This is a genomic window from Psychrobacillus psychrodurans (genome assembly GCF_050209195.1).
GTDB lineage: Bacteria > Bacillota > Bacilli > Bacillales_A > Planococcaceae > Psychrobacillus > Psychrobacillus psychrodurans.
This window is the reverse complement of sequence record NZ_CP189791.1, coordinates 2460995-2473857: the sequence shown is the minus strand read 5'-3', so window position 1 is coordinate 2473857 and position 12863 is coordinate 2460995. Positions and strand designations below refer to the sequence as shown.

The window sequence follows — 12863 nt, the reverse complement described above, 5'->3', positions numbered from 1 at the left end:
CGGATCTAAATATACTACGAATAATTAAGTGAGATTGCATTCAACTATCTTTTTACTAAAAGTGTACACGGTTGATTGGAGCGTAGGGGCGGCGACTCCAGTGGGAACAGTGAGACAGATGAAACAACCCATCGAACGCGTAGCGGAGGGGATGGTTCATCGCTCACCCCACGGAAAGCGTCCGCCCGGAGCGGAAATCGTCAACGGTATATCTATGTTTATGTTCTTACAGGATCGGGCGTTTTGCTCGGTTTTGTTATCGGTTGTTTTCTTTCAAGCTAATATGTAGATGTAGATATTTCTGTCTGTTATAATCATTACATAGTAGACAAAGGAGGAATTTTTAATATGGCAATAGTTCACGGAACAGATCAAACTTTTAATACAGAAATAGAAGAAGGTTTAGTATTAGTAGATTTTTGGGCAACGTGGTGCGGACCTTGTAAAATGATAGCTCCAGTATTAGAAGAAATGGATGCTGAAATGAGCGATAAAGTTAAAATCGTAAAAGTAGACGTTGATGAAAACCAAGCGACTGCAAGTCAATTCGGTATTATGTCTATCCCAACACTAGTATTATTTAAAGATGGCCAACCTGTAGACAAGGCTGTTGGGTTCCAACCAAAAGAAGCATTAGTACAATTAGTAGAAAAAAACGCATAATTCAAAACCGGGTGCTACATAGTACCCGGTTTTTTTAAACAGGTGATAATATGAATAATGATTTGATCGAACAAAAGTGTTCCATCCTACCAGATGAGCCAGGATGTTACTTAATGAAAGACCGACAAGGAACTATTATCTATGTAGGAAAAGCAAAAATATTAAAAAATCGCGTGCGCTCATATTTCAAAGGAGCTCACGACGGGAAAACGCTTCGATTAGTACAAGAAATTGTTGACTTTGAATATATCGTCACTTCATCTGAGGTGGAAGCTTTAATACTCGAGCTCCATCTTATTAAAAAACATGATCCTAAATACAATATTATGTTAAAAGATGATAAAACGTATCCATATATTAAAATTACTGCTGAAAAAGATCCGAGACTGATCATTACAAGACAAGTTAAAAAAGATAAAGGGAAATACTTTGGACCCTATCCGAATTCTCATGCGGCACATGAAACGAAAAAACTACTGGATCGTTTATATCCACTTCGCAAATGTCAAAAAATGCCGAATAGAGTTTGTCTTTACTATCATATGGGTCAGTGCCTAGCTCCATGTGTGAAAAAAATTGAAGCAAATGCTTATGATAAAATCATTCATGAAATTACTAGTTTCCTGAATGGCGGGCATACGCAAGTGAAAAAAGAATTGGTTACGAAGATGAATTCAGCTGCAGAAGCGCTTGAATTTGAGAGAGCAAAAGAGTACCGTGATCAGATTTCACATATTGAACAAGTTATGGAAAAACAAAAAATGACGATGAATGATTTCACAAGCAGAGATATTTTTGGTTTCCATGTGGATAAAGGATGGATGTGTGTTCAAGTATTCTTTATCAGACAAGGGAAGCTTATTGAAAGAGATGTTTCTTTATTTCCAATCTTCCGAGATCCAGAGGAGGAGTTTATAACATTTTTAGGTCAATTTTATGCGAAGTCAGAACATATTAAACCAAAAGAAATTTATGTTCCTATGAGTACGGATATTGACTTGTCTTCAAAACTGTTAGAAATGAAGATTTTCGTACCACAAAGAGGGACGAAGAAAAATCTGGTCGAATTGGCAGAAAAAAATGCTAAAATTGCACTGACGGAGAAATTTCATTTAATCGAAAGACAAGAAGAACGGACGATAGGCGCGATAGAGCAGCTTGGTGATTCGATGAATATTGCACCTCCAATGCGAATTGAAGCTTTTGATAACTCTCATATTCATGGGACTGATGCGGTATCTGCAATGGTTGTTTTTATTGATGGTAGAGCCAGCAAAAAAGATTATCGTAAGTATAAAACTAAAACCGCAGCTAAGCATGATGATTACGGAGCAATGCGCGAAGTTGTACGTAGAAGATATACTCGTGTACTTAAGGAAAACTTGCCACTGCCTGATTTAATTATTATTGATGGAGGAAAAGGGCAAATTGAAGCTGCACGAGAAATTATAGAGGATGAATTGGGGTTAGATATTCCAATTGCAGGTCTTGCAAAGGATGGCAAGCATCAAACTTCTCAGCTTATATATGGAGACCCTTTGGAACTAATACCGATGAAGCGGACGAGTGAAGGTTTTTATTTGCTACAACGTATTCAAGATGAAGTCCATCGTTTTGCTATAACATTCCATAGGCAACAAAGAGGGAAGCATACTATTGCATCATCGCTCGATGGTATAGAAGGAATCGGACCTCAACGGAAAAAGTTATTATTAAAGCATTTTGGTTCCTTAAAGAAAATACAAGCTGCTAGTAAAGAAGAGTTTATGGAAGCGGGTCTTCCTAGTAAGCAAGCAGAGATCATGGTTAATCATTTTCAGAAAAATATATTGTCTTCTGAATAATCATGTGTTATGGTTGAAACAATTTAACTTGACTCAACACAAAAACGACGCAAATACGTGGTTAAAAATTGCTGATTCAAGTTAAGCTTCTGGTGGATGTCATAGATTTTGAAGGAGTTAATGCGTAAACGCAATTCAAAGTCTGGACGCATTTACACCGAGGCGTAATTGAATATTTCACTGTATTTTAAGTGAAGATAGAGGTGCGATTAGACATCAGTACGCAGCAGGAGGAAGGGAAGTTCCTAGAATGGCTGTGGAAAGGGTTTTTCGCCGAAACATAGATTAGCTTTTCCTATTCTATTGTTGGTTCTGCATTTAATAGATGTAGAATTGTCAGAATTTATATTCTGGAGGGCTATCTCACATGGGCAGATTTTTTGGACCGTGTATGAGACAATGCTTTTCACAATATGTGGAAAGCATTTTTTAATCCTTACAGATTAATTAGGGAGCGGATGTTCATGACTAAAATTGTAATGAAATTTGGCGGTACTTCAGTTGAATCAACTGAAAAAATTGAAAATGTTGCTACTCGAGTGAAACGTGAGAAAGATAAAGGACATGATATTGTTGTTGTAGTATCTGCAATGGGTAAAACAACGGATGAATTATCAAACCTTGCTTTTGGATTAGCAGAATCACCATCAAAACGTGAAATGGACATGCTCTTATCCAATGGGGAGCAAGTTACGATGGCTTTACTTTCTATTAGGTTAAATGCAATTGGGATAGATGCCATTTCTCTGACTGGTGCTCAAGCTGGTCTCATAACAGATGATATACATAGAAATGCAAAAATACTGAAACTGGATCCCGCTAAAATTGATAGTTTACTTGATTCAAATAAAGTGGTTATTGTAGCAGGTTTTCAGGGGATATCAGAAGAAGGAGAGATTACAACCCTTGGCAGAGGCGGATCTGATACAACTGCTGTAGCTATTGCTGCTTCTATCAAAGCAGAAATTTGCGATATTTATACGGATGTTGATGGTATTTATACATCAGATCCGCGCTATATCGAGAAGGCTCGAAGGTTGGAACAACTTGAATATGACGAAATGCTAGAACTAGCTAATTTAGGTGCAGGGGTATTGCATCCACGTGCGGTTGAATTCGCTAAAAACTACAAGGTTCCATTACGAGTTCGCCCAAGTTATAAAGATGGAGAAGGAACGATTTTGAAGGAGGAAGTAGATGTGGAAAATAATTTAGTAGTTCGTGGGGTAGCGTTTGAATCCGATATCGTTCGATTAACTATAGAATACGAGGTGCCATTTAACGGATCTTTAGCTTCTATTTTTACTACTTTAGCTGCAAATCATATTAACGTGGATATAATTGTCCAGTCGATAGTTGATGGAGTGAAACCCGCAGTTTCTTTTTCAATTAAAAAGGAATCCTTGGCTGAAACAATTACAGTTTTAGAAACACATAAACAGGAGCTTGGTTTTACTTTCGCAGATTTTGAAGTAGGTCTTTCTAAGGTTTCTATTGTTGGTTCAGGGATGGTATCAAACCCAGGGGTAGCTGCTCAAATGTTTGACCGATTAAGAAAAGAGAATATTCCTGTGAAAATGGTAAGTACATCTGAGATAAAAGTATCAGTTGTCGTACCTCAGCAGCATATGATAGAAGCTGCTAATGCATTACATGACGAATTTGATCTTGCATTAACGCATCAATCAGTACAATAATTTATAGTTTAAAGTACTGTTGAAATTAAACTATCTCAAATAAAATCAAAAAAACAGGTAAAAAGATGCTTGGTTCTTAAAGTTCAAAACCTGTTTCTACCGTTTTCTGCAGACTTTGGACAGACTTATTGCTATATTATTACCGTTTGATTTTTATCACAACGACGCGTAAGCGAGGGAGATAGCTCATCACTCCCCAGTGGAAAGCATCCGCCTGTTTCTGTATCGTTACGCTAACTTTGAAACATGAAAGTGCGTTGAAACGGAAATCAGTAGTATTATTCAATCTTTCAAGCCACATAAACCCTGTGTTTACGGGACACTTTTATATACGCTTATTTATTGAAAAGGGTAACAGGAAAAGTCATTAGCTGACTATCCTGTTACCCTTTAGTTTTAGAATCCCATTTTATTTGTAAAGTAACTAAGCCGTTCTTTTTAACTTCTTCATCGTAGCACTCAGTTAAATAACCAGTAAGCTTCTGTTGTTGTTCAGCTAAAAAACCCGCTTCTAATCGATGACTTCTACTCTGTCCACTTCTAGGTAGATTATATGTACTTAACGTATAGAAAACTGAATCTTTTGTTGTTTTTTCTAAATGCAAAGTGCCCCATCCAGCTTCGTTGAAAAACGTGACGGCTTCTTCCATTGAATAAAGGGGGAATTTGCGAGCTAAATCCTTCCCAGCCCAATATAATATATCTTTTTCATGTTTTCCGAGAATAGAAGTAAGCACATGGTCTCTTATTAACTCATATCCAAAGGAAGTTACATGTGAATGTTCCTTTTCATTCAAGTAGCAACCCTTCTTTCCAAAATCATTATTGCCTATTTATTTTATCATAAAAAAATAGGAATGGGGACCGAATAGATTGTGATTATTTAAACAAATTATTATCCAAAAAAGGTAGAGGAATCCATACGGAAATTCGGAAAGATACCTTGACGCTCTAAAATGATGAGAGTACAATGGATATGTCATAAATACGTAACATGATGATGTGAAAGTTTTGATCACAATTGTTTTTTTGCGATAGTTTTCATTCCTTTCGGTCGGAAATTTGAGGGGGTAATTGTTTTGTCGAATGAGCGCGAATTTTATTGGCGTCGACTGCATTCCTTACTAGGTATTATTCCAGTAGGTCTGTTTTTAGCGCAGCATTTAGTAGTAAACCATTTTGCTACAAGAGGCGAAGAAGCATTTAATAGTGCATCTCACTTCATGGAGAGTCTACCATTTCGATTAATGTTAGAAATCTTCGTAATTTATCTTCCATTAATGTTCCATGCATTTTACGGAATTTATATTGCATTCACTGCAAAAAATAATCCGAAAAACTTTGGTACATTAAGAAACTATTTATTTATTTTACAACGTTTTACTGGAATTTTCCTTGTAGTATTTATCGCATGGCATGTTTTTGAAACACGTTTCCAAGCTGCTATTGGAGCAAAAGAAGTTAACTTTAACATGATGGAAGAGATCTTATCTAATCCGTGGATGTTAGGTTTCTATATCGTAGGTGTAATCTCTGCTACATTCCATTTAGCTAACGGTATTTGGTCATTCCTAGTTAGCTGGGGTATTACACAATCTGCAAGATCACAACAAATTGCAACATATGTAACATTAATTATCTTCTTAGCGTTATCTGTAGTTGGCGTACAAGCTCTTCTAGCATTCGTTTAAGAAACTGTAAAGACGTTCAACTACTATTAAATCGAGGAGTGAGAATAGCATGGCAAAAAGTAAACTGATTGTTGTCGGCGGTGGATTAGCTGGCCTAATGGCAACAATGAAAGCTGCCGAGGATGGCACGCATGTAGATCTATTTTCAATAGTACCTGTTAAACGTTCGCACTCTGTTTGTGCACAAGGCGGTATTAACGGAGCTGTAAATACAAAAGGTGAAGGAGATTCTCCAACAGTACATTTAGATGATACTATTTATGGAGGAGACTTCCTTGCAAACCAAAAACCAGTTAAGGCAATGACAGATGCTGCACCTGGAATTATTAGCTTGTTTGACCGAATGGGTGTTATGTTCAACCGTACACCTGAAGGATTATTAGATTTCCGTCGTTTTGGTGGTACAATGATGCACCGTACAGCATTTGCAGGTGCAACAACTGGCCAACAATTACTATATGCATTGGACGAGCAAGTTCGTCGTTTTGAAGTAGATGGATTAGTAACTAAATTCGAAGGATGGGAATTCCTTGGAATAATTAAAGATAACGAAGGCGTATGTCGTGGTATTAAAGCACAAAACCTTCTAACGATGGAAATTCGTGCATTCCGCGGAGATGCGGTTATTATGGCTACTGGTGGTCCTGGAATTATTTTCGGTAAAACTACTAACTCTATCATTAACACTGGTTCTGCTGCATCTATCGTGTATCAACAAGGTGCTTATTATGCAAATGGAGAATTTATTCAAATTCATCCGACAGCGATCCCTGGTGACGATAAATTACGATTAATGTCTGAATCAGCACGTGGTGAGGGTGGACGTATTTGGACATACAAAGACGGTAAACCTTGGTATTTCCTAGAAGAAAAATATCCGGCATACGGAAACTTAGTTCCACGTGATATTGCAACACGTGAAATATTCGATGTATGTGTTAACCAAAAACTTGGTATCAATGGAGAAAACATGGTTTATCTAGATCTTTCTCATAAAGATCCGCATGAACTAGACGTTAAACTTGGTGGTATTATTGAAATTTACGAGAAATTCACTGGTGATGACCCTCGTAAAGTTCCTATGAAAATTTTCCCAGCAGTTCATTATTCAATGGGTGGTCTATGGGTAGACGATGATCAAATGACGAATATTCCTGGGTTATTTGCTGCTGGGGAATGTGATTTTTCACAGCATGGAGCTAACCGTTTAGGAGCAAACTCATTACTTTCTGCTGTTTTCGGCGGAAGTGTTGCAGGACCAAATGCAGTTAAGTACATGAGTCATCTTAAAACTCATGCTGTTGATATGGACGATTCTATATTTGAAGCTGAACTAAAACTGGAACAAGAGAAATGGGACAAAGTGATGTCTATGAAAGGTACGGAAAATGCGTACTTAATTCATAAAGAACTTGGTGAATGGATGACTGATAACGTAACTGTTGTTCGTTATAATGACAAACTAGAAGCAACTGATAAGAAAATCCAAGAGCTTTTAGAGCGTTATGAAAATATTAACATGGATGACACACAACAATGGTCTAACCAAGGCGCATCATTTACACGTCAGTTGAAAAATATGTTATATTTAGCACGCGTTATAACTTTAGGTGCGCTTAATCGTAATGAAAGCCGTGGAGCGCATTATAAACCAGACTTCCCAGAACGTAATGATGAAGAGTTCTTGAAAACTACTATGGCGAAGTTTGATCCAGCTACAGGGGCTCCAGTTTTACATTATGAAGAAGTAGATATTTCTATTATTCCACCTCGTAAACGCGATTATTCTGCGAAAGGGGACAATTAATAATGGTAACAGCAACTGAAACAAAAAAAGTACAGTTTGAAATACTACGTCAAAATACACCTGAATCAGAACCATTTTGGGAAAAATTCGAAGTAAATTATCGACCAAATATGAACGTTATTTCTGCTTTGATGGAAATACGTCAAAACCCGGTAAATGTGGATGGCCAAGCTACAACTCCTGTAACTTGGGATATGAACTGTTTAGAGGAAGTATGTGGAGCTTGTTCAATGGTTATCAATGGTCGTCCGCGTCAATCTTGTTCGGCTTTGATCGATCAATTGACACAGCCAATCAGATTGGCACCAATGAAAACATTCCCGGTTGTACGTGATCTTCAAGTAGACCGTACACGCATGTTTGATTCTTTGAAAAAAGTAAAAGCATGGGTTCCTATCGATGGATCATATGATCTTGGTGAAGGTCCTCGTATGCCAGAACGTAAACGTCAATGGGCATATGAACTTTCTAAGTGTATGACTTGTGGTGTATGTCTTGAAGCATGTCCAAATGTAAACAGTGGTTCTAACTTTATGGGACCAGCACCACTTTCACAAGTACGTTTATTTAATGCACATCCAACAGGTTCTATGAATAAGGATGAGCGTTTAAATACAATTATGGGAGACGGTGGCCTTGCAAACTGTGGTAACGCACAAAACTGTGTTGTTGCTTGTCCAAAAGGAATTCCACTTACAACTTCTATCGCTGCATTGAATCGTGACACTACTGTTCAAATGTTCAAAGACTTCTTTGGAAGCGACCGTATGGTTGATTAATAGAAATGCGTAAGCATATTGGTATGTTGCAACAAGCTTTGAGCTGAAGCTTGATAATAAATGCTATAAGAAAATCTGTGTAGAATATTATTATTCTATGCAGATTTTTTCTTTCTCTGTTACAATAAATGAATATTCATTCATTTTAGGGGGAGTTTTAATTATGAAGGCTAAATACATAGAAGATATTGCGATATGGGAACAGGATTTCCAGTTTTATTCAGAGGTTAGTGTACGATTTTCAGAAACGGATATGTATGGACATTTGAATAATACGGTTACATTTGCTTATTTTGAGTATGCACGAATTGAATACTTCAAGCATATTCAACTCATGAATGACTGGCTAAATCCAAAGGGAGAAAAAATTCCGGTTGTTGCTGATTTGCAATGTGATTATGGAAAACAAGTATTCTTTGATGAGAAGCTTCGCATATATGTAAAAGCAAATTCTATTGGCTCATCCTCTGTGGATATACATTACATGGCAAAGAACGAAAAAAGTGAAATTGTCTTTACTGGCCGTGGATCCATTGTTCAAATTGATAAGAAAACTGGTCGTGCTGCAAAATGGTCTGACGAGGAAAAAGAAGTTTTTCAAAAGAGTATTAACTAGCCGTCACCTACCATCCCTGTGCTACATACGTTAGTAGGAGAGTGGATAGGGGGCTATGGCATTGTACGACAATAATCAGCATCGTTCGATTTTGACTAATAGAGAACGTCAAATCTTTCAGTTATTAGTAGAAGATAATTCTACAAAGGAAATTTCAGCATTGTTATCGATAAGTGAGAAAACAGTTAGGAACCATATTTCAAATACAATACAAAAATTAGGAGTTTCGGGTAGGTCACAAGCGATTGTAGAACTATTACGATTAGGTGAACTATCGCTGAATTGATATGAATCCTTGCCATTTTCCTCATAACACGTCACAATAATAGAAAGTAGGTTATTGTTTTGAGGAGTGAAGGAATAGATGGCAGAGGATATAAATAAGACAATATTAGATAAGGATCAAGTCGCTTTTTTAGAAAAAGAGCTTCGACATATATCTGGAATCATTAAACAAAAAGGTCGACAAATTTTAAGTACCTACACTATTACACCTCCACAGTTTGTAGCACTTCAATGGCTACTAGAACTGGGTGATATGACTATCGGAGATTTATCCAATAAAATGTATTTAGCTTTTAGTACAACGACGGATTTAATTGATCGTATGGAAAAAAGTGACCTTGTAAAGCGTATAAGGGATGAACAAGACCGTCGTGTTGTTCGTATACATTTGTTAGAAGAGGGCGCACGAATTATAGAAGAGGTTATCGACAAACGACAGCAATATTTAGAGGATGTACTTCAACATTTCGATCAAGTTGAAGTAGCTAATTTATCTATATTATTAGAAAAACTACATCAAGAGATGAAGAACTGAGGAATTAGACGTGAATGCCCCAATTGGTGTTATAGACTCTGGAGTAGGTGGGTTAACAGTTGCGAAAGAAATTATGCAATTACTACCGAATGAAAAAATAATTTACATTGGCGACACAGCCAGATGCCCGTACGGTCCTAGAACTAGCGAAGAGGTACGGAAATTTACCTGGCAATTGGCTAATGCTTTGGCAAAAATGAATATCAAAATGCTTGTAATTGCGTGTAATACAGCAACAGCAGTGGCACTTAATTCTTTAAGTAATAAGATGCCCTTTCCGGTTATAGGAGTAATTTTCCCGGGTGCCCGAGCGGCGATTAAAGCAACAAAAAGTAATGAAATAGTAGTGCTAGGTACAAGCGGTACTATTAAAAGTGGTGCGTATGAGAAAGCTATTGCTTCTTTAAATACGTCTAGTAAAGTAATTCCTTTGGCATGCCCCACGTTCGTACCACTTGTAGAAAGTAATGAATACGAAGGCGAATTTGCTCGAAATATGGTGATGGAAAAATTAGCGCCACTTAAGAGAGAGCAATTTGATACCGTTATTTTAGGCTGTACGCATTATCCACTTTTGCAAAAGCATATTGAAGAGGCAGTTGGGAATCATGTAAAAGTACTTTCTTCCGCTGAAGAAACTGCTCATGATGTAAAAGAATATTTAAACTACCATGAACTAAATAATCCGATTAAACATAAAGAAACACCAATATTTTTTACGACCGGCTCTGTACCTATATTTAAAACAATCGTAGAGAAATGGTTGGAAATACCAAGTGCAGATGTTCGAACAATTTCATTTAAATGACCCTGTTAGCTTGAGAATCCTCGAATAGCGGGGTCTTCTTTTGCTTGCGGGGGAACATTAAAAGGAGCTGCTAACCAGTTTGGTTAGCTGGCTTTTAAAAATAAAAGAAAAAGGACGAGATATAAAATGAAACAGATTATTATTGCTACTAAAAATAAAGGAAAAGCCAAAGACTTTGAAGCTTTGTTTAACCCTTTAGGATATGAAGTGAAAACACTCCATGATGTCGCAGAAGAAATGGATATAGAAGAAACGGGCTCAAGCTTTGAAGAAAATGCATTACTAAAAGCTACTTCCCTAGCAAACCATTTACAAACGATGGTTATTGCAGATGATAGTGGTTTAGAGGTTGATGCACTTGGTGGACGCCCAGGCATCTTTTCTGCCCGTTATGCAGGTGAAGAGAAAAATGATGAGGACAATATAGATAAGGTATTAAAAGAGCTTGAAGGCATCAAAGAATCGGAAAAAACGGCAAGGTTCGTATGTGCAATTGCCGTGGCATCCCCAAACAAAGAACCTTTCACGGTTAGAGGGACGTGTGAAGGGGTAATTGGGACTGAAAGAAAAGGGACGAATGGATTTGGATACGACCCAATTTTTTATGTTCCATCTGAACAAAAAATGATGGCAGAACTAACAGCTGAGCAAAAGGGAGCCATATCTCATCGTGGCAACGCTATAAAAAAACTTTCATTGGGCCTAAAAGAAATAATTTCTGAAGGATAGGTGAGGTAATGAAGTTACTAATAATGAGTGATACGCATAGTGCAACTAACTTAATGGAACAAGTTATTGAACAACATCAACAGGAAGTGGACGCGATTATACATTGTGGAGATAGTGAGTTAAATGCAAGTTACTTCTATAATACTCCTATCCGTGTTGTTCGTGGAAATTGCGATATGGATGATCGGTTTCCTCTAGAGGAACTTTTTACTGTCCAGGATTTAAAAGTACTTGTAGTTCATGGTCATAAATATAATGTAAAATCGACATTAATGCCCCTTTATTATCGAGCGCAGGAGGTACAAGCCTCAGTAATATGCTTTGGTCATTCGCATTTATTAGGAGCAGAAATGCAAGAAGGTATTTTATTTATCAATCCTGGTAGCCTACAGCAACCTCGAGGACGTAAAGAAAAAAGCTACGCAATAGCTGAAAATATCGGTAATTCCTGGACAGTTTCTTTTTATTCCGCTGAACATATAATGCTTGAAAAAGTAACTTTATAAATTTTTAGAAATAGTGTTGACTTAACTTCATTATCATTATATAATAAATCTTGTCTTTCCTATCAGTTTAGGTGGGGGAGTACTTGTCTCAGTAGCTCAGCTGGATAGAGCAACGCCCTTCTAAGGCGTCGGTCGGGGGTTCGAATCCCTCCTGGGACATACTAAATAAATACATACATTAACTCTTTGTGAGAAAAGGGATTCGGTTGGGGCTTCGGTCATCAATGCAGAATCCCTTTTTTATTACCCTTGAAGTTAAGTGAATATATTACCGATATTATCTTCCAAATCAATCGAATGGAGGATTTTTGTTTACTACAGTAAAATAAGGTATATTATATTTGTTGGATAGATTCTCTTTAAGGAAAGAAAAGTAGGTGAACAAAGTGGGAAAATATCAATTGGATACCAAAGGTAAGCAAACTGTGGCAAAGTATCATGAAAAACATAAGCCTGCCAAATTTGATAAAAAGCAGCAACTTGAAAAAATACGTGTCGAGTATTTGAATAAGAAGCAAGAACAAACAGATAAATAATATGAAAGAAAATATACAAGTCGTTCATCTGCTAAAAGTGAGCAAAACAATTGTGAACGGAAAATCTTTTTGAACGTACTTTATTCAGCAAATTCTAGGAGTCCTTTGTCTAAGGGCTCCTTTCTATTTTTATTAAGTATGATTTTTATATTACTAAAAGAATATTTAAAGTGAGCCTCAAAAGAGAAAAAGAGTTAAGCTTTTGAATTCCTATGATTTCTCCCTTTCGTGGAAGGGATTGTCCTTGACGGTAACCTTTATAGTTTTTGAAAGAGTAGACAAACAAATTCTCCATAAAAACTTTCTTAGTGTTTTTTGCGTTTATTATACGTTTCCAAAGTCTATAGTATCGACTTGTTCTACATTT

14 protein-coding genes, 1 tRNA gene and 1 riboswitch are annotated in these 12863 nt (G+C 36.9%); of the genes, 14 read left to right on the top strand and 1 reads right to left on the bottom strand.

From position 1 onward, the window contains the following. Window positions 1-348 precede the first annotated feature (348 nt). The 3 genes from trxA to ACQCPR_RS11950 all read left to right on the top strand — a co-directional run bounded on the left by trxA (window position 349) and on the right by ACQCPR_RS11950 (window position 4204). Window positions 349-663, top strand: coding sequence for a thioredoxin (gene trxA, locus ACQCPR_RS11960; protein ID WP_090564124.1), 315 nt, complete (start codon window positions 349-351; stop codon window positions 661-663). A gap of 50 nt (window positions 664-713) precedes the next feature. After that, window positions 714-2507 (top strand): excinuclease ABC subunit UvrC, encoded by a 1794-nt coding sequence (gene uvrC, locus ACQCPR_RS11955; protein ID WP_340930058.1) that lies wholly within the window; start codon window positions 714-716, stop codon window positions 2505-2507. Between the two features lie 190 nt (window positions 2508-2697). Beyond that, a riboswitch (Lysine riboswitch) is annotated at window positions 2698-2876 on the top strand. Window positions 2877-2971: 95 nt separating this feature from the next. After that, a complete protein-coding gene (locus tag ACQCPR_RS11950) occupies window positions 2972-4204 on the top strand; it encodes an aspartate kinase (protein WP_340930056.1) in 1233 nt (410 codons plus the stop codon). Between the two features lie 383 nt (window positions 4205-4587). Here ACQCPR_RS11950 and ACQCPR_RS11945 read toward each other — a convergent pair whose 3' ends face one another. Then, window positions 4588-5001: a YslB family protein gene (locus ACQCPR_RS11945; RefSeq protein ID WP_090564119.1), complete on the bottom strand. Its 414-nt coding sequence runs from the start codon at window positions 4999-5001 to the stop codon at window positions 4588-4590. Between the two features lie 282 nt (window positions 5002-5283). Here ACQCPR_RS11945 and ACQCPR_RS11940 point away from each other — a divergent pair, with 282 nt between their 5' ends. The 11 genes from ACQCPR_RS11940 to ACQCPR_RS11890 all read left to right on the top strand — a co-directional run bounded on the left by ACQCPR_RS11940 (window position 5284) and on the right by ACQCPR_RS11890 (window position 12496). Then, window positions 5284-5895: a succinate dehydrogenase cytochrome b558 subunit gene (locus ACQCPR_RS11940; protein WP_090564117.1), complete on the top strand. Its 612-nt coding sequence runs from the start codon at window positions 5284-5286 to the stop codon at window positions 5893-5895. A gap of 49 nt (window positions 5896-5944) precedes the next feature. Next, window positions 5945-7702: a succinate dehydrogenase flavoprotein subunit gene (sdhA, locus tag ACQCPR_RS11935; protein WP_090564115.1), complete on the top strand. Its 1758-nt coding sequence runs from the start codon at window positions 5945-5947 to the stop codon at window positions 7700-7702. 2 nt (window positions 7703-7704) lie between these two features. Beyond that, on the top strand, window positions 7705-8481 hold the full coding sequence (gene sdhB, locus ACQCPR_RS11930) for a succinate dehydrogenase iron-sulfur subunit (RefSeq protein ID WP_090564113.1): 777 nt from the start codon (window positions 7705-7707) through the stop codon (window positions 8479-8481). 163 nt (window positions 8482-8644) lie between these two features. Continuing rightward, window positions 8645-9097, top strand: a complete 453-nt coding sequence (locus tag ACQCPR_RS11925; protein ID WP_340930055.1) for a thioesterase family protein — start codon at window positions 8645-8647, stop codon at window positions 9095-9097. A 61-nt stretch (window positions 9098-9158) separates the two neighbouring features. After that, on the top strand, window positions 9159-9383 hold the full coding sequence (locus ACQCPR_RS11920) for a helix-turn-helix domain-containing protein (RefSeq protein ID WP_416235939.1): 225 nt from the start codon (window positions 9159-9161) through the stop codon (window positions 9381-9383). Between the two features lie 78 nt (window positions 9384-9461). Further along, window positions 9462-9917 (top strand): MarR family transcriptional regulator, encoded by a 456-nt coding sequence (locus ACQCPR_RS11915; RefSeq protein ID WP_340930053.1) that lies wholly within the window; start codon window positions 9462-9464, stop codon window positions 9915-9917. A 10-nt stretch (window positions 9918-9927) separates the two neighbouring features. Then, entirely contained in the window at window positions 9928-10725 is a 798-nt protein-coding gene (gene racE, locus ACQCPR_RS11910) for a glutamate racemase (protein WP_340930052.1), read from the top strand. Window positions 10726-10851: 126 nt separating this feature from the next. Beyond that, complete coding sequence (locus ACQCPR_RS11905; RefSeq protein WP_090564103.1) at window positions 10852-11454, top strand: XTP/dITP diphosphatase; 603 nt, start codon at window positions 10852-10854, stop codon at window positions 11452-11454. An 8-nt stretch (window positions 11455-11462) separates the two neighbouring features. Next, on the top strand, window positions 11463-11960 hold the full coding sequence (locus ACQCPR_RS11900) for a metallophosphoesterase (RefSeq protein ID WP_340930051.1): 498 nt from the start codon (window positions 11463-11465) through the stop codon (window positions 11958-11960). 85 nt (window positions 11961-12045) lie between these two features. Then, window positions 12046-12119 (top strand) — tRNA-Arg (locus ACQCPR_RS11895). Between the two features lie 227 nt (window positions 12120-12346). Next, window positions 12347-12496, top strand: a complete 150-nt coding sequence (locus ACQCPR_RS11890) for a hypothetical protein (RefSeq protein ID WP_340930050.1) — start codon at window positions 12347-12349, stop codon at window positions 12494-12496. Window positions 12497-12863 lie beyond the last annotated feature (367 nt).

Excerpts from the sequence above, each read along its gene's own strand:
- trxA (WP_090564124.1), top strand. The coding sequence starts at position 349 with ATGGCAATAGTTCACGGAACAGATCAAACTTTTAATACAGAAATAGAA.
- uvrC (WP_340930058.1), top strand. The coding sequence starts at position 714 with ATGAATAATGATTTGATCGAACAAAAGTGTTCCATCCTACCAGATGAG.
- ACQCPR_RS11950 (WP_340930056.1), top strand. The coding sequence starts at position 2,972 with ATGACTAAAATTGTAATGAAATTTGGCGGTACTTCAGTTGAATCAACT.
- sdhA (WP_090564115.1), top strand. The coding sequence starts at position 5,945 with ATGGCAAAAAGTAAACTGATTGTTGTCGGCGGTGGATTAGCTGGCCTA.
- sdhB (WP_090564113.1), top strand. The coding sequence starts at position 7,705 with ATGGTAACAGCAACTGAAACAAAAAAAGTACAGTTTGAAATACTACGT.
- ACQCPR_RS11925 (WP_340930055.1), top strand. The coding sequence starts at position 8,645 with ATGAAGGCTAAATACATAGAAGATATTGCGATATGGGAACAGGATTTC.
- ACQCPR_RS11915 (WP_340930053.1), top strand. The coding sequence starts at position 9,462 with ATGGCAGAGGATATAAATAAGACAATATTAGATAAGGATCAAGTCGCT.
- ACQCPR_RS11905 (WP_090564103.1), top strand. The coding sequence starts at position 10,852 with ATGAAACAGATTATTATTGCTACTAAAAATAAAGGAAAAGCCAAAGAC.
- ACQCPR_RS11900 (WP_340930051.1), top strand. The coding sequence starts at position 11,463 with ATGAAGTTACTAATAATGAGTGATACGCATAGTGCAACTAACTTAATG.